Here is a 13,529-nt window from a genome sequence, read left to right on the forward strand (position 1 = left end):
CTATTAATTCCATATCATTTTTCGTATCCAACCACCTGTTGTGACATAAGTAGGATCAGTATATGTTGATATAAATTTAAATGTTTGGTTTGCTTCTATCCTAAAATAATTACAGATTAGTTTTGCAGTTGAACCAACACCTGGTAATCTTAAATATGATTTTTCTAATTCAAGAACATCATCCACGTAAAATCTCAGAAATCTTTTTTGATCTTGAATTTCAGCTCCATAGTGTTTTTTAACAAAAAATTCAAATTTTACTAATAATGGGTTTCTTGTAGTATTTGTATACATAACATCATGATTAATTGATTCTTGTCTATAAACACCTCTATTAAACATCACAGTTTCTCTAACAAAGTTTTTTGTTGCGTATTTAGAATCAATATTTTTTAGCAATTCAGTCCTTAAAGCATCTACAAGAGCTTTTGCTACACCTGTGTTTTCTTTTTTATTGATTAAATTAGTAAGTTTAGTCTCTAAAGCTTTATCTAAATTAGCTGCTGTTCCTTTATCTTCTTTTGTATTAATTAAAGCTTTTAATTCTTCTTCTAAAGCTTTAATTTTAAGCTCAAGTTCTATTTTAATAGCATCTACATAATCACGACTTGCCATAATCACACTAGGATCAAGTTTTAAGATAACTTCTTCTGCATTTGAAAGCTCCATTACCACTTTAATCATAAGCTCTTTAGCGCTTCCTTGCTCTAGTAATGGTTTATAAGTTCTTGGAGTATTACCAACAGCTAATAAATCTCCTTCTTCATCATAAATACCTATGGCATTTACTTCAAACCCGCCTATATTACTTGGAACATGACACATTAAATTAACATAATTAGGATTTTTCTCATCAATGCTTTTTGAGTTAATATTAGCTTCATAAACAACATCTTCTAAGCTTTGCATTTCTTCATTTGGTAGAATAACTTTTGAACTTAATTTAAAGCTTTTTAAATTAACTCCATTTCCACTAGCACGAGCAGCTATAAATTTAGCAATACCAATTTTTGTTAAAATAGTATAATATTCGCTTTTTGACATTAATACACTCCTTTAAAATCAACATTTGATTTTGATATTTCACACATAAAAATACCCATTGCATTAAAGCTTGATTTTTGTTTGCTTGAAATTTGTGTAGTTTGAAAAGGTAAAATCTCTAAAGCTTCCCCGCTAATTTCTACACTAGCATTAAAGCTATCATTTTTGCTTTCTATTTCTATTTCAATTGCTTCTAAAACACTTCTAACATTTTTAAAATCATAAATTAATCTTTCTAAAGTATTAAGCGTTCTTTCATCAAAGCTAACACTAGTTGTGCTTACTTTAACTTTAAAAAAATAAGCTTTTCCACTATACTCAAACCACTCTTTAACTACTGCTGTTGGAAACACAGCTTTTAAAGCTTCTTTTATAGCCCAAGCAGTGCCGTTGTATCTATCTAAAAGCAAGGCTTTAGATATAAGCATTCTTGCTTCTTTTTGGCTTAAACCATCAATACTTACATCATAAGCATTTGCTAAAATTGGCAATAATCTTTCATCACAATGCTGTGCTAAATTTGTGATACTAGCTAAATTTAAATCTTCAAATCTTGCTTTTGCGCTTAAATCAATAGCTTTGCTTTGTTTTGGGTGGTGGTTTAAAACTAAGCTATTCATAATATAGCCTTTTCATAGCTAAGTTCAAAACTAATTTTTGCAAACTCATCATCAGCTATTATTATGTTTGCTAAAGGTAATTCTTGCTCTTCTTCATTTATAATTTTTTCTTTAATGCTTAAAATTTCACTTTTATAAACCCCATCTTGATGTAAGCATTTATAAATAAATCCCAGTGCTAAATCTACACTTAAATCAAAATCACTTTGTAAGGCATTGATTTTTTCGCTAATTTCATTAGCACGACTTAATTCTAAAAGCAAAAGTTTAGCTTCTATAATAAACTCTCTTTTCTTAGCTAACTCCACGCTTACTTCATCAGTTAAAGGTCTTCTTTCATCTGCACTTAAATACTCTTTAACCACATCAACACTTGCTTTATCTTCACTTTTAATAATAACTCTTACTTTTCCTGCTCCATTGTTTAAAGCTTTAATTGAAGCTACTTTGGCACTTGCACTTAAAGCATGATAGATATATCCTTTTTCACTTCCTGCTGTTGAAAATCTATGCACACTCATTACAGCTCTTTCTCTTAAGGCTTCATCACTTTCTTCACTGGCTCCACCACTAAAACTTTCAAGTTGTTTTATTTTAGTTACAAAAGGCAGTGGGGTTTGCAAAAACTCGGTTTTACTTTCTTTACTTTGCACAAACTCATCAAGTTCTAAAATACCTTGTGCTTTGTTTTGTCCTTTTTTGATTATCACCTCTTCTTTTAAGGTGGCAATATCAGCATTTTCATTGGAAAAAATTGCACCCTTTGGAATGATTACATCATAAGTAAGTAAAGTATTTAATTCAAACTCTACTTTGGCTGTTGGTTTAACCCCTTTAAGCCTTTGTATCAAATAGCCATTTGCTACTACATTATCTAAATCACTTCCACTAGCATAATGTAAATATGTAGCCTTTATTGCTTCATTAATTCTTGCTCTAATTATCATTTCTCTATAAGCAAGTGCTTCTAATACAGCCTTAAAAGGATCTGATTCTAAAAGCTCTACATTTTCATTTAAAAAGCTTTTAAAAAGCTCTTCAAGATCTTTTAAAATCTTTTCAAAATCAAGCTCTTCTATGATTTTTGGATAAGGAATATCTTTTAAAAAGCTTTGTTTAAAGTATGCATTATTAGCGTTTAAAATTTCACTCATTTGCTAAGCTCCACTTTTAAATCCTGATAATTTTCAAAAAGCAAGGTAATGTTTAATTTATTATCTTTGCAATCATTAAGTCTTACGCCTTTTAGTTTTACTCTTTTTTCCCACTTTGAAATAGCCTCTGCTGTATATCTAGTAAGTTTGATTTTAAAATCATCATCAATTTTTCTATCTATTAATGTATAAAGCAAAGAACCATACTCAGGTCTCATTACTCTTGAACCCAAAGGAGTGATTAAAATGTCTTTAACACTTTCTTCAATGCTAACCATAAATTTCATTCTATACTCCACTTACCACCATCTACTGTGTCAATTGCTTTGGCATTTTCTTTAATTTCTTCTACAATAGCTGCAGCTAAGGCTCTTAAAAATGGCATAGAATATCTTCTATATCCTCTGCCATTATCTTCATCTTCTACTCTTGAATAACCTTGATCTTGTAAATGATTTTCCATTTTAGAAACTAAAGAGCCTTGTGAAATTGCCATTAGATTTTACTCCTTGTATTGCTTGAACCATGTGGATGTGGACTTCCTGTAAAAGCACAAATACATTCAGTAGTTACCACACCTTCACCATTAAGTCCTAAATCAATACTAGGACTATCAACTAAAACTTTTTCTGCTTTAATATGTGCATTAATACAAGTAATGTTTATATCTTTAGTTACATCAAGCTTTAAAGTGCTACTTTTAGAGTTATATTCTAGGTGTGTTCCATCTTCAAAGTCTATATTAAAAGTATTAGTATCTGTGTTTTTTGCTTTGTGTTTTTCTTGATAAAGTCCGCGTAAAATTACACCTGAATTTAAATCTCCACGCACAGGCATTACTAAAACTTGCTCTCCTATTCTTAAAGGTGAAAAGCTCACTGCGTAAGAATTTGAAAAAGCTTGAAAAACACTTAAAAAATCAGTTACCATTTCTCCAATAGCAACTTTTGCTTTATTGTCTTTAATGTCGCAAATAATGCCAAGCTCATTCATAGTTTTTCTACTTTCTTGCTTATTATTTTTTCTACAAGCTGTTCTATTTTAAGTAATGCATCTGTTCCCATGTAAGCTGCAAATCCACCCATAGCAACGCTAAGTTTTATGCCAAAATTTAAATAACTTACAATTTCAAAAACTAAGTATGCTACAAACATAGATCCAAGCATACCTTTTAAAAAGAGTATAAACTTGCCTTTTATGTTAAGCTCTTTACTTAGCTTGTTTTTCGTTACTATTCCTACAAGTCCTGCTATAAAGCTTACTATCATTAAAACTATATATACAAAAATATCTTCTAACTTCATGTGCTAGTTCCTTGTAAGAATTTCAATCAAATAAAATAACGCTAAAGCAAAGCTAGAAAACAAAGAAGCAATGCTAAGTTCAATAACTAGTTTCATTTTCATCCCATCCTGTGCAAGTTTTAGCAATACTTTCAATCTCTAAATAATATTTGCTAAGTTCTTTTGCACTAGCTAAATCACCCTTGTTTAAAGGTTTTAAAGGAAGCTTTAAAGGACATTTAACAGGTATTTTAACCTCGCTAAATTCAGTTTTAATCAAAATATCCTTGCTAGCACAAGCACTTAAAACAAAAGGAAGGATTAATAGTTTTATATAAAGAATTCTCATTGCTTGCTACCTAAGATATTAAAAAGCTCCTTATAAGCATTAAGCTTACTTTGACAGCTTTCATCCTTGATAAAAACCTTATCAACCTTTAAAACTTCTTTTAAAACCTCTTTGGGTTTTAACTCTATTTTTAATTTTTCAATAGCTTTGTTTTGCTCTTTTAACTTATCTTTAAATACATTTATTTCACTATTTAAATGCAAAGACTTGAGTTTTAAATTTTCATTTTCTAAAGTTAGAGTATGGTTTTTAAAAAACAAAAAAGAACTTAAAACAACTAAGGCAAAAATAGCTATTTTTTCAAAACCAAATAATTTAGATATATCAAGCATTTTAAACCTTTAAGCATAAGTCCATCTTGCTTTTTTGCCACGCGTATCAATATGCACAAAACCTGCATAAGAATTATCAAAATTATGTTTTATAGCAATCCCTAAACCTCTCTCGCCAAAACTATCTAAAACATATTGATGAACTTCCTCTGTTTTAACACCCTTAACTACAAAATCTACTGCACTGCCAATAGTATGTTGAGATTTTGGAGCACCACCCACTTTAGTATTATATTCAGGGCAACGATATGGACTATTTATAATTAAAGGTGAGTTAAAATGCTCCCTTATTTGACAAAGAATATCCACAAGCTCATCACTTGGTACACCTTTTGGCAGTTGGCACTTTCCACATCTACATTTAAACTCATCAAGTTTAAAATAAGGGTTTGCTTTCATTTTCTTCTCCTTTGAATTGCTGCAAGTTTAATAAAAAAGGATCTTTAAAAAATAGAAAAAAATTGTGCTAAAACATTTGTGCAAAAATCATTATTTGAAAGTAAAAAACTCTCATTCTAAAATGCCATCAATTTTTTATAAGGAAACAAATGCTTAAAGAATTTGAAGTTGAGCTTTTAAAATTACTTGAAGATTTTAATATCAGAGCATATTTAGGGGAATTTGAAAACACTCAAAATATAGCAACTTGCATCAATGGTTTAGAAGCTTCGCTTTTGCTTGATTTTGAAGGAGAAAGCTATAAAGATTTAGAAAATAAAATAGGCACTTGGAAACTTTATATTTTAACTCACACTAAATCAAAAACATCCAAACATAGAATAGATGCAAAACATAAATTATTTGACACTATAGAAAGCGTTGATAAGGTGCTTTTAAATGCAGAACTTAATAATGGCTTTAGAGTAGAGTTAAAAGATCTTAAAAAGATTTATGAAGGAGTTAGTGATCATGGTTATTTAAGTATTTATGCAAGAACTTTGCAAAGTTGTTTTTTGCCAAAAAATGATTTTTTAAGGATTTAAAGTGCTTTTTATAAATAAAGAAAATTTAGTTGAAGTAAGCAGTGATAAGCCTATAAAAGTAGCAATCAAGGGTGAGTGGAAAGGACATAATAATGGTAGATTTAAGGTGGATGATAAAGATTTAGAATCTATGATTAATAATTTTAATCAAAAAAAGATTGATTTGGTTATTGATTATGAGCACCAAAGTTTGAAAAATAAAAAAGCTCCAGCTGCAGGTTGGATTAAAGAGCTTTACTTAGAAAATGATGCCTTAATGGCTAAGGCTGAATTTAACGAAGAAGCTAAAAAATATATATCAAATAAGCAATACCGCTATTTATCCCCTGTGTTTGAATTTAATGCAAAAGACAATAAAAGTGGAGAACTAGTAAGAGCTAAGCTTCACTCAGTCGCACTAACAAATACGCCATTTATTGATGAGCTAGGAGAACTCATTGCAAACAAAAACAATATTCATCAAAACAAAGGAGAGAGAATGGATGAAAAAATTAAAGAGTTAGAATCTCAAATTATAGCTTTAAAAGATGAGAGCAACTTACTGAAAAAAGAAAATGAGGACTTAAAAAAACAAAACGAAGAAAGCGTTAAAAACTTGGCGAGTTCTTTAGTTGATAATGCTTTAAGCACTGGCAAAATTGCGAATTGTCAAAAAGAATGGGCATTAACTTATGCTTGTAAAGATTTAGAGGGCTTTAAAAGTTTTTTAAATACTAATAATACCCAAGCTAACGCACAAATTCCAAAAAATAATCTTTTTGCAAACAAAAACACAGCAAAAACTAGTGAGCTTGATGTTGTAAAAATGATGTTAGGAGATTAAAAATGGCTAGAGCTAAAAAAGAAACTAAAAAGTTAGAAAATGAAGACTTGCCTGAAACTTTGTCTTTAGAAGATGAGAGTTCAAGCAATGAAGAGGCTGTGAGTGAAAATGAAACCGCTAAGGAACTAATAAACGAAAAAGGAGAAGAAATGCCATCAAAGGTCACACCAAAAAGTTTAAGTAATGATCCTTTAATTGCTATGCCAAAAAGCCTTGAAAGTTTTATCAATAAAGATTTACTTTCAATCAATGCAAAAGTTGAACTTGAAACTAATGAAAGCTTGGCTCTTGGAACGCTTTTAATCAGCGAAGATTTTGGAGAAAGCTTTAAAAAATGTCCAGATGAAGATATTAGTGCAAAAGAAAATATTAAATTAGCAATGCTTAAAGATCACGCTCTAAGCTCTGGAGTTTATGGGGTTTTATTAGCAGGAGAAATCAATTTAAAAGGTGTTCATGCAAGTGCACTTAAAAAAGCTTTTATGCAAAATTTAATTATCAATAATAAGGAGTAAAAATGGATTTAGAGCAACTTTTGGAACTTTTTTCAAGCACAAAAGTAACTGAAGTTATCAATCAAACTAAAGCTTCACCTCGCTTTGTAAGCGATACTTTTTTTAAGGATAAAATACCAAGCCTTGAGAGCACCGTAAGAGTTGAAATTATAAAAGGTGCTGGAATTGTGTTAAATAGCATTTCAGATAATGGGGAACATTCTTTAGAAAATACCAAAGATGCTTTTATTTTAAATATACCTTTACCACGCTTTGCATTAGCAAAAAGAATCAGTGCAAGTGAGATTAATTCTTTAAGGTCTTTGGCTTTGCAAGAAGCTCAGGCTAAAAGCTTAAGTGGGGCTCTTGGGGTTTTGGTTAAAGAAATGAAAGAAAGCTTTAACACTACACTTGAATATATGGCAAACGGTGCTTTATTTGGCAAGATTTTAGATGGCAAAGGAAATGTGCTTTTTGACTTTGGCAGCACAAGCAAGAAAGTTGTTAGCGTTAAAAAAGACGGGAGTGTGACTTTAGGCAGTGTTTGTGATTCAATTGATACGGCAATTATTGATGAATTTGGAACAAGTACTGATTATGAAGTGCTTTGTGGAAATGAACTTTTTGCGGCTATTTCTAATTTAGCCTTAAGCGAAGATCTTTATAAAAATCATCTTGCAATTAGGGATGATAAAGATAAGTCCTTAATTTTATATGGGGCTAAATATCGCCGCTATAGTGCAAAATATAAAAATACAAATGGAAAAAGCGTTGAATTTTTAAAAGGCACTGAGGGTATGGTTGTACCAAAGGATAATTCTAATCGTATTTATTATACAAGAGCAAACCATACTGATGCTTTAGGAAAAGCACCAAGTTTAATGTTTGTTTCAAAACCTGAAATTTTACCTCGCGGTGCTGGAATTGAAATCGTAGGCGAAATGAGAGCTATGCCAGTTTGCACCAGACCAAATGGGCTTATTAAGCTTGTTTTAGAATAAAACGCACAATTTTAGCTTTAAAAGCAAAAAATGCTTTTAAAGCTAAAAAGATATTGGAAAATTATTTTAAACGATTTTAACCATATTTTAACCATATTAAAAAAAGGTTTTTAAAATGAATTATCAAGACACTTTAAAAGAAGAACTTATCACAGAAACTAAAATGCATCTTTCTATAATAGATGAAAAAGATTTGATAAAAGAGTTAAGCGTTCATGCCATAGCAGAGCTTAGCGATTTAAACGCTGATGGAGTTTGTGATAAAGAAGTAATTGATGATGCCATTAATGATGCACAAAGTTATATTGCAAGTTTTATAAAGATACCTAATAAACCAACTCCTCTTTTAAAAGATATTTGTGTAAAGCTTACAATTATGGAGCTAAAACGCCGTAATGATTTTCCAAAGGAAAGTTTGAATGAAATTATAGAATGGGCAAATGATTTGCTTTTAAAAATGGCTAATAAAAAAATTCCAACTGAAATTGATGAAGATGATTTTATTCCACAAAACAAAGCTAGGGCGTTTAAACACAAAAGAAGAAGAATGGATTTAAGGAGTATAAATGGCTAGCAATGAGATCAAAGAGCTTGCAAAAGAACTATACATTGCAGGTTTTGATATTTTTAAAATTGCAAAAATTTTAAACCGCAATGAAAAAACAATTAGAAATTATAAAGCTAAAGATGGAGATTGGGATAAGGTTAAAACTAGTCTTTTAACTTCAAAAATTAAAGATAAGGAAAGTGCATCTTTATATGAAAGCTTTACAGATCAAATGTTTCGTGCGATTGAAAATATCAATTCTGATGAAAAAATGAATGCTGAGAAAAAAACTGAAGCTATCGCAAGAATAGGCGATAGTTTTTCAAAAATGAGAAAAGTAGCAAGACTTGAAGATCCAAGTACTTATCGTTTAAATGTCGCTAAAAAAGTAGTTGAAATCATAATAAGCCATTTGAAAAACGATAAAGATTGTGTGAGCAAATTAGTATTGCTTTTAGAAAGTGGCGTGATAGAAAAAGAAATCTTAGCAATGGATGAGTAATGCTTTTTACCAAAGAAGAATTGGATGAGTTTTTAATCTCAAATGAGCTAAAACACGAGAATACTCCAAATGAGCTAAAAGGTGCCATGCAAAGAAAAGACTTTTTAGAATGGATGGATACTCTTAAAAATGAATTAAAAACTCAATTTTTACATGAGAGCCATTTAAACCCTAATCTAAAAGAAGAGAGAATTAAAAAAGCAAGTGTGGATTTTGATTATTTTGCAAGAACTTACTTTCCACATTATTTTACCATCAAAGGTGAGTGTGCTTTACATTTGCATTTAAATAAAATTTTTGAAAAATTGGCTCTTAAAAAAGACAGTAAAGGAGAAAAACATGCTATAGCTGCCCCAAGAGCCCATGGTAAATCAACTTACACCTCACAACTCTTTCCTTTATGGTGTTTAGTTTTTAACTATAAAAGCTTTATAGTAGAAATTTCAGATGCAGTCGAACTTATGGAAGGAATGCTTGAAGCTATAAAAGCAGAACTTGAAGATAATCCACATTTAAAGCTTGACTTTCCTGATGTTGTAGGAATTGGTAAAACTTGGCGTGTTGGAGAATTTGTTAGTAATAACGGTGTTAAGGTTAAAGCCTTTGGTAGTGGAAAAAGACTTCGTGGGGTTAGATATGGGGTCAAAAGACCTGATTTAGTTATTTTGGATGATTTAGAAAATGACACCAATGTTAGAAGTAAAGATCAAAGAGATAAATTAGAAGATTGGGTAGATGAAGCGGTTTTAAACCTAGGAAGTGCTGATGGAAAGCTTGATGTGCTTTATATTGGTACAATTTTACATAACGATAGCGTTCTAGCAAGAAAGCTAAAACTTGGTTTTTGGAATCCAAAAGTATTTCGTTCTATTGAAGAATTTCCACAAAGACTTGATTTATGGGATGAGTATGCTACACTTTATAGAAATAGTGATTTTAAAAGCGCTCATAATTTTTACCTAAAAAATAAAACCTTAATGGATAAAGGCGCTAAAGTTCTTTGGAGCGAGGCTAAAAGCTTAGAAGATTTAATGAAATTAAGAGCTGAAAATCTAAAAGCTTTCAATAAAGAGCAGCTTAATAATCCAAGAAGCGAAAATCAAATATTTAATCTTGAAGCAATTAATTTTTATAATCACTTGCCGCCCATTAGCCAATATTACATGTATATCGATCCAGCAGGAGAGAAAGCAAAAAGCGATTATACAGCAATTACAGTTATTGGTAAAGCTACAAAGGGCTTTTATGTAATAGAAAGCATTGTTAAAATTTTAAAAGCACAAAGTATTATAAAAACTATTTTTAACCTACAAAAAATTTATAAGTGCCGTTTAATTGAAATTGAAACTAATGGTGGTCAATTTTTCTTAAAAAAATGGATACAAGAAAAAAGTTTAGAGAGCGGAGTGTTCTTACCATTAAGAGGTAAAAATAACAGTACTAGTAAGTTTGAACGCATTGAAAGCTTAAGCCTTGCCTTTGAAAATGAAGAACTTTTTTTACATAAAAGCCAAACTATGCTCATAAATCAGCTTTTAGAATTTCCAGAGGGTAAAAATGATGATGCGCCTGATAGCTTAGCAGGAGCTTTTTTATTAGCAAGAACAAAATCAAGCATTAAAAGAAGAAAACATCATTTTAGCTCTGTGCAAAGAGTAAGGCATCTTTAAAGGAAAAATATGAAAAAAGAAACAAAAAGCAAAAGAGAAGTGATATTAAAAAATAATAGTCTTATCAACACTCTTATAAACTCAAGCTATATAAATGTGTTTAAAATCAGCGAAAACGATCAAAGAATGATTTTTAAAGATCTAAGCTTTACTCAAGCTCATCAATCACGCAGAAGTGTGATTTTAGCAAAAGAGCTCCAAATCGTTTGTGGAAATGAAAAAATAAAAGAAAGTTTTGAGGATTTTTTCAATCCTGATTTAATAGGTCAAATCTTAGAAACCTATCTTTATGGGTTTAATATTTTTGAGGTTAATTACAAATTAAAAGATGGTTTTTACTATCCTATTTTAAAGCAAAGAGATTTTAGAAATTTTGGCTTTAATGAAAATGATGAATTAATTTATAATGGTAATGGATATGATGAAATTATCGAAGATAAAAAAGCAATTTATGGGCTTTTTGGATCTAATTTCTTATTTAAAAATGGAGATGCTTTGCTAACTAAACTTTATTTTCCAGTAAAACTTAAAAATGCAAGTTTAAAGTTTTGGATGGAATTTTTAGAAAGGTTTGGCTCTCCTTGGGCTGTTGCGAAAACCGATAGTGATCCTGATGCACTTGCTAATGAAATCCATCAAATGTTAAATGGCGATAGTGCCGTTATTGATAAAGAAGAAGAACTTGATTTAATTCAGCCAACAGCTAAGGCAAATTACAATGAAATAATAGATTATCTTGATAATCAAATAAGAAGTGTGGTTTTAGGAGCTAATTTAAGTTCTCAAGTAAGTGGTGGCTCTTTAGCAGCTGCAGAGTCTCATAATCAAATAAGAAAAGACTTAGCTACTCAAGATGGACAAATCGTTCTTTTTATTTTAAATCGTGCAATTAAGTTTTTCAAAGAAATCAATAATTTTAAAGATGAGCTTTTTGTGCAATTTTTTAATGAAGCAGAGCCAAAAAATGAGCTTTGCGAAAGGGATTTAAAACTTTTTAATATGGGTTTTTGTTTTGATGAAGAATATATTAAAAGAACCTATAATGTAGATGGAAAGCTTGTTAAAGAAATTTTAACAACTAATGATAAAGATAAAGAAATTTTTGAAAACAAAGCAACTTTAAAAGAAGATTTTGAAGAAGATTTTATAGATAAAGCTTTAGAACAAAAAGAATATTTACAAGTTGATGAGGCTATGGCAAAATTTTTCAAAGAACAATTTGAAAAAACTATTAAAGAAAGCAAAAATTATGATGAAGTATTTGAAAAACTTCAAGGGAGTTTTTCTAGTCTAAAGCAAGCTGATTTTGAAAAATATCTTTATATGTCTTTAGTTAATTCTAATATCTTGGGATATTTGGAGGATTAAAATGCTAAACGCTAAAATAGGTTTTTTCCAAGAACCAAGTGAAGCTGTTTTATTTTTAAAAAATAAAAAGCCACAAGTTAACTTTGATTATGATGAGCTTTCACATTCTTCTCATAAAAAAGTTTTTACTATTGCCAAGCTTATAGATGAAAGCTTATTGAAAGATATACAAGATTCTTTAGTAAATGCTATAAAAAATGGAGATAAATTTGGTACTTGGAGTAAGATTGCTGAAGAAAAATTAAAAGCTAAGGGTTGGTGGGGTTCAAAAGAAATTATAGATAGAAAAACAGGTGAAATTAAAAAAACCAATTTTAATAGTGCAAGATTAAAAAAGATTTTTGAAGAAAACTCAAGAAAAGCTAAAGCCAAAGCTATCTATGAAAATCAAATGAAAAGCACTAAGCCTTATCTTAAATACCGCACAAAACAAGATTCGCATGTTAGAGATAAGCATAGAGCATTTGATGGCATAGTTTTACCTAAAGATGATCCTTTTTGGGATACGCACTATCCACATGTAAGCATGCATGATTATGGTTGTAGATGTTATGTTTTAGCACTAGGAGAGAATGAAGTTAAAGGCTTAAAAACACCACCATCAAGTGCCAAAGAAAGCAATTTTAATGGTTTAAATGATGAAGAGCTTTTAGATGAGCTTTATAAGCAAAAAAACACCGAAGTAATTCAAAATTTCATAAAACTTAACATGCTAAGTACTGCAGCCAAAAAAACAAAAGAAGCTAAGAGTTTTACTCACGAAAAAGAACTCTATACTTGGCAAAAAAGTTTAGATGAAATGGTAGATGAAATTATTGTTAATGACAATCAAAAATATCCTATTAATTTCATTCAAGTGGGTAAAATGGATAAAAGCACTAAGGAATTTTTAGAAAAGCTTAACAAAAAAGACTTAGAGGATTTATACTTTACACTTAGCAAAAACAATCTTTTACACGCAAGTCCTAAAAGAAAAGCAAACTACAATCAAGCCTTAAGTGTGGATGAAATCAAGCAAATTGTTAAGGTTTTAGATGAAGCAAAAGAGGTTTATTGGGATAAGAAAGAAGAAAGTTTGGTTTATTTTTTTGATGATATAAAAAATAGTAAAAAAGTGAATAAAATCATTATAAGACCTGATTACAAACTAAAAAAATTTGGAAAAAGCAATGCAGTTATTACGCTTGGAAAAGTGGAAGAAGATAATAAAAAGCAACAAGAGTTAATTAAAATCAGATAAGGCGGTAGGAGTTGCACCTACAATACAGGTCCGATCTCATCCATGTTGATGAGCACCTATCGACTACTACATTGCGATCATCAACCTTATCTAATTAAAATAATTTTAGCTTTGCAAAA

19 protein-coding genes are annotated in these 13,529 nt (G+C 30.1%); 9 read left to right on the forward strand and 10 right to left on the reverse strand.

What is annotated here, in order from left to right:
- Window positions 1–3: 3 nt before the first annotated feature.
- From CSUB8523_RS10400 to CSUB8523_RS04985, 10 genes are all read right to left on the reverse strand, one after another.
- Window positions 4–1,044 carry a phage tail protein gene (locus CSUB8523_RS10400; protein ID WP_235362525.1) on the reverse strand — a complete coding sequence of 347 codons (1,041 nt, stop codon included), beginning with the start codon at window positions 1,042–1,044 and terminating at the stop codon, window positions 4–6.
- Window positions 1,044–1,664, reverse strand: coding sequence for a phage tail protein I (locus CSUB8523_RS04945; RefSeq protein ID WP_039663893.1), 621 nt, complete (start codon window positions 1,662–1,664; stop codon window positions 1,044–1,046). The genes CSUB8523_RS10400 and CSUB8523_RS04945 overlap by 1 nt, the downstream gene beginning before the upstream one ends.
- On the reverse strand, window positions 1,661–2,818 hold the full coding sequence (locus tag CSUB8523_RS04950; RefSeq protein WP_043019810.1) for a baseplate J/gp47 family protein: 1,158 nt from the start codon (window positions 2,816–2,818) through the stop codon (window positions 1,661–1,663). The genes CSUB8523_RS04945 and CSUB8523_RS04950 overlap by 4 nt, the downstream gene beginning before the upstream one ends.
- A complete protein-coding gene (locus CSUB8523_RS04955) occupies window positions 2,815–3,105 on the reverse strand; it encodes a GPW/gp25 family protein (RefSeq protein ID WP_043019811.1) in 291 nt (96 codons plus the stop codon). The genes CSUB8523_RS04950 and CSUB8523_RS04955 overlap by 4 nt, the downstream gene beginning before the upstream one ends.
- Window positions 3,102–3,314, reverse strand: a complete 213-nt coding sequence (locus tag CSUB8523_RS04960) for a hypothetical protein (protein ID WP_039663900.1) — start codon at window positions 3,312–3,314, stop codon at window positions 3,102–3,104. Before CSUB8523_RS04960 ends, CSUB8523_RS04955 begins: the two co-directional genes overlap by 4 nt.
- Window positions 3,314–3,811 carry a phage baseplate assembly protein V gene (locus CSUB8523_RS04965; RefSeq protein ID WP_039663902.1) on the reverse strand — a complete coding sequence of 166 codons (498 nt, stop codon included), beginning with the start codon at window positions 3,809–3,811 and terminating at the stop codon, window positions 3,314–3,316. Before CSUB8523_RS04965 ends, CSUB8523_RS04960 begins: the two co-directional genes overlap by 1 nt.
- The gene (locus CSUB8523_RS04970; protein ID WP_039663905.1) at window positions 3,808–4,122 is read right to left on the reverse strand and encodes a phage holin family protein; all 315 of its coding nucleotides are present in this window, start codon (window positions 4,120–4,122) and stop codon (window positions 3,808–3,810) included. Before CSUB8523_RS04970 ends, CSUB8523_RS04965 begins: the two co-directional genes overlap by 4 nt.
- 79 nt (window positions 4,123–4,201) lie before the next feature.
- Window positions 4,202–4,450: a hypothetical protein gene (locus CSUB8523_RS04975; RefSeq protein ID WP_043019812.1), complete on the reverse strand. Its 249-nt coding sequence runs from the start codon at window positions 4,448–4,450 to the stop codon at window positions 4,202–4,204.
- Window positions 4,447–4,782 carry a hypothetical protein gene (locus tag CSUB8523_RS04980; protein ID WP_043019813.1) on the reverse strand — a complete coding sequence of 112 codons (336 nt, stop codon included), beginning with the start codon at window positions 4,780–4,782 and terminating at the stop codon, window positions 4,447–4,449. The genes CSUB8523_RS04975 and CSUB8523_RS04980 overlap by 4 nt, the downstream gene beginning before the upstream one ends.
- A 9-nt stretch (window positions 4,783–4,791) precedes the next feature.
- On the reverse strand, window positions 4,792–5,181 hold the full coding sequence (locus CSUB8523_RS04985) for a peptidase, M15 family (protein WP_043019814.1): 390 nt from the start codon (window positions 5,179–5,181) through the stop codon (window positions 4,792–4,794).
- A gap of 149 nt (window positions 5,182–5,330) precedes the next feature.
- On the opposite strand from CSUB8523_RS04985, the gene CSUB8523_RS04990 reads away from it, so the two are divergent.
- From CSUB8523_RS04990 to CSUB8523_RS05030, 9 genes are all read left to right on the forward strand, one after another.
- Entirely contained in the window at window positions 5,331–5,765 is a 435-nt protein-coding gene (locus CSUB8523_RS04990) for a hypothetical protein (RefSeq protein ID WP_043019815.1), read from the forward strand.
- 1 nt (window position 5,766) lies between these two features.
- Window positions 5,767–6,588: a Mu-like prophage protein gene (locus CSUB8523_RS04995; protein ID WP_043019816.1), complete on the forward strand. Its 822-nt coding sequence runs from the start codon at window positions 5,767–5,769 to the stop codon at window positions 6,586–6,588.
- Between the two features lie 2 nt (window positions 6,589–6,590).
- Window positions 6,591–7,103 carry a hypothetical protein gene (locus CSUB8523_RS05000; RefSeq protein WP_043019817.1) on the forward strand — a complete coding sequence of 171 codons (513 nt, stop codon included), beginning with the start codon at window positions 6,591–6,593 and terminating at the stop codon, window positions 7,101–7,103.
- 2 nt (window positions 7,104–7,105) lie between these two features.
- Window positions 7,106–8,083: a major capsid protein gene (locus CSUB8523_RS05005; RefSeq protein ID WP_043019818.1), complete on the forward strand. Its 978-nt coding sequence runs from the start codon at window positions 7,106–7,108 to the stop codon at window positions 8,081–8,083.
- 115 nt (window positions 8,084–8,198) lie between these two features.
- Window positions 8,199–8,657: a phage protein Gp36 family protein gene (locus tag CSUB8523_RS05010; protein WP_043019819.1), complete on the forward strand. Its 459-nt coding sequence runs from the start codon at window positions 8,199–8,201 to the stop codon at window positions 8,655–8,657.
- Window positions 8,650–9,132, forward strand: coding sequence for a DUF1804 family protein (locus tag CSUB8523_RS05015; RefSeq protein WP_039663924.1), 483 nt, complete (start codon window positions 8,650–8,652; stop codon window positions 9,130–9,132). Before CSUB8523_RS05010 ends, CSUB8523_RS05015 begins: the two co-directional genes overlap by 8 nt.
- On the forward strand, window positions 9,132–10,802 hold the full coding sequence (terL, locus tag CSUB8523_RS05020) for a phage terminase large subunit (RefSeq protein ID WP_043019820.1): 1,671 nt from the start codon (window positions 9,132–9,134) through the stop codon (window positions 10,800–10,802). Before CSUB8523_RS05015 ends, terL begins: the two co-directional genes overlap by 1 nt.
- Before the next feature lie 9 nt (window positions 10,803–10,811).
- Window positions 10,812–12,170, forward strand: coding sequence for a Mu-like prophage protein gp29 (locus CSUB8523_RS05025; RefSeq protein ID WP_043019821.1), 1,359 nt, complete (start codon window positions 10,812–10,814; stop codon window positions 12,168–12,170).
- 1 nt (window position 12,171) lies between these two features.
- Window positions 12,172–13,410: a phage head morphogenesis protein gene (locus tag CSUB8523_RS05030; protein WP_043019822.1), complete on the forward strand. Its 1,239-nt coding sequence runs from the start codon at window positions 12,172–12,174 to the stop codon at window positions 13,408–13,410.
- Window positions 13,411–13,529 lie beyond the last annotated feature (119 nt).

It is taken from the genome of Campylobacter subantarcticus LMG 24377, assembly GCF_000816305.1.
Classification (GTDB): Bacteria; Campylobacterota; Campylobacteria; order Campylobacterales; family Campylobacteraceae; genus Campylobacter_D; species Campylobacter_D subantarcticus.

Excerpts from the sequence above, each read along its gene's own strand:
- CSUB8523_RS10400 (WP_235362525.1), bottom strand. The coding sequence starts at position 1,044 with ATGTCAAAAAGCGAATATTATACTATTTTAACAAAAATTGGTATTGCT.
- CSUB8523_RS04945 (WP_039663893.1), bottom strand. The coding sequence starts at position 1,664 with ATGAATAGCTTAGTTTTAAACCACCACCCAAAACAAAGCAAAGCTATT.
- CSUB8523_RS04950 (WP_043019810.1), bottom strand. The coding sequence starts at position 2,818 with ATGAGTGAAATTTTAAACGCTAATAATGCATACTTTAAACAAAGCTTT.
- CSUB8523_RS04955 (WP_043019811.1), bottom strand. The coding sequence starts at position 3,105 with ATGAAATTTATGGTTAGCATTGAAGAAAGTGTTAAAGACATTTTAATC.
- CSUB8523_RS04960 (WP_039663900.1), bottom strand. The coding sequence starts at position 3,314 with ATGGCAATTTCACAAGGCTCTTTAGTTTCTAAAATGGAAAATCATTTA.
- CSUB8523_RS04965 (WP_039663902.1), bottom strand. The coding sequence starts at position 3,811 with ATGAATGAGCTTGGCATTATTTGCGACATTAAAGACAATAAAGCAAAA.
- CSUB8523_RS04970 (WP_039663905.1), bottom strand. The coding sequence starts at position 4,122 with ATGAAGTTAGAAGATATTTTTGTATATATAGTTTTAATGATAGTAAGC.
- CSUB8523_RS04975 (WP_043019812.1), bottom strand. The coding sequence starts at position 4,450 with ATGAGAATTCTTTATATAAAACTATTAATCCTTCCTTTTGTTTTAAGT.
- CSUB8523_RS04980 (WP_043019813.1), bottom strand. The coding sequence starts at position 4,782 with ATGCTTGATATATCTAAATTATTTGGTTTTGAAAAAATAGCTATTTTT.
- CSUB8523_RS04985 (WP_043019814.1), bottom strand. The coding sequence starts at position 5,181 with ATGAAAGCAAACCCTTATTTTAAACTTGATGAGTTTAAATGTAGATGT.
- CSUB8523_RS04990 (WP_043019815.1), top strand. The coding sequence starts at position 5,331 with ATGCTTAAAGAATTTGAAGTTGAGCTTTTAAAATTACTTGAAGATTTT.
- CSUB8523_RS05000 (WP_043019817.1), top strand. The coding sequence starts at position 6,591 with ATGGCTAGAGCTAAAAAAGAAACTAAAAAGTTAGAAAATGAAGACTTG.
- CSUB8523_RS05005 (WP_043019818.1), top strand. The coding sequence starts at position 7,106 with ATGGATTTAGAGCAACTTTTGGAACTTTTTTCAAGCACAAAAGTAACT.
- CSUB8523_RS05010 (WP_043019819.1), top strand. The coding sequence starts at position 8,199 with ATGAATTATCAAGACACTTTAAAAGAAGAACTTATCACAGAAACTAAA.
- CSUB8523_RS05015 (WP_039663924.1), top strand. The coding sequence starts at position 8,650 with ATGGCTAGCAATGAGATCAAAGAGCTTGCAAAAGAACTATACATTGCA.
- terL (WP_043019820.1), top strand. The coding sequence starts at position 9,132 with ATGCTTTTTACCAAAGAAGAATTGGATGAGTTTTTAATCTCAAATGAG.
- CSUB8523_RS05025 (WP_043019821.1), top strand. The coding sequence starts at position 10,812 with ATGAAAAAAGAAACAAAAAGCAAAAGAGAAGTGATATTAAAAAATAAT.
- CSUB8523_RS05030 (WP_043019822.1), top strand. The coding sequence starts at position 12,172 with ATGCTAAACGCTAAAATAGGTTTTTTCCAAGAACCAAGTGAAGCTGTT.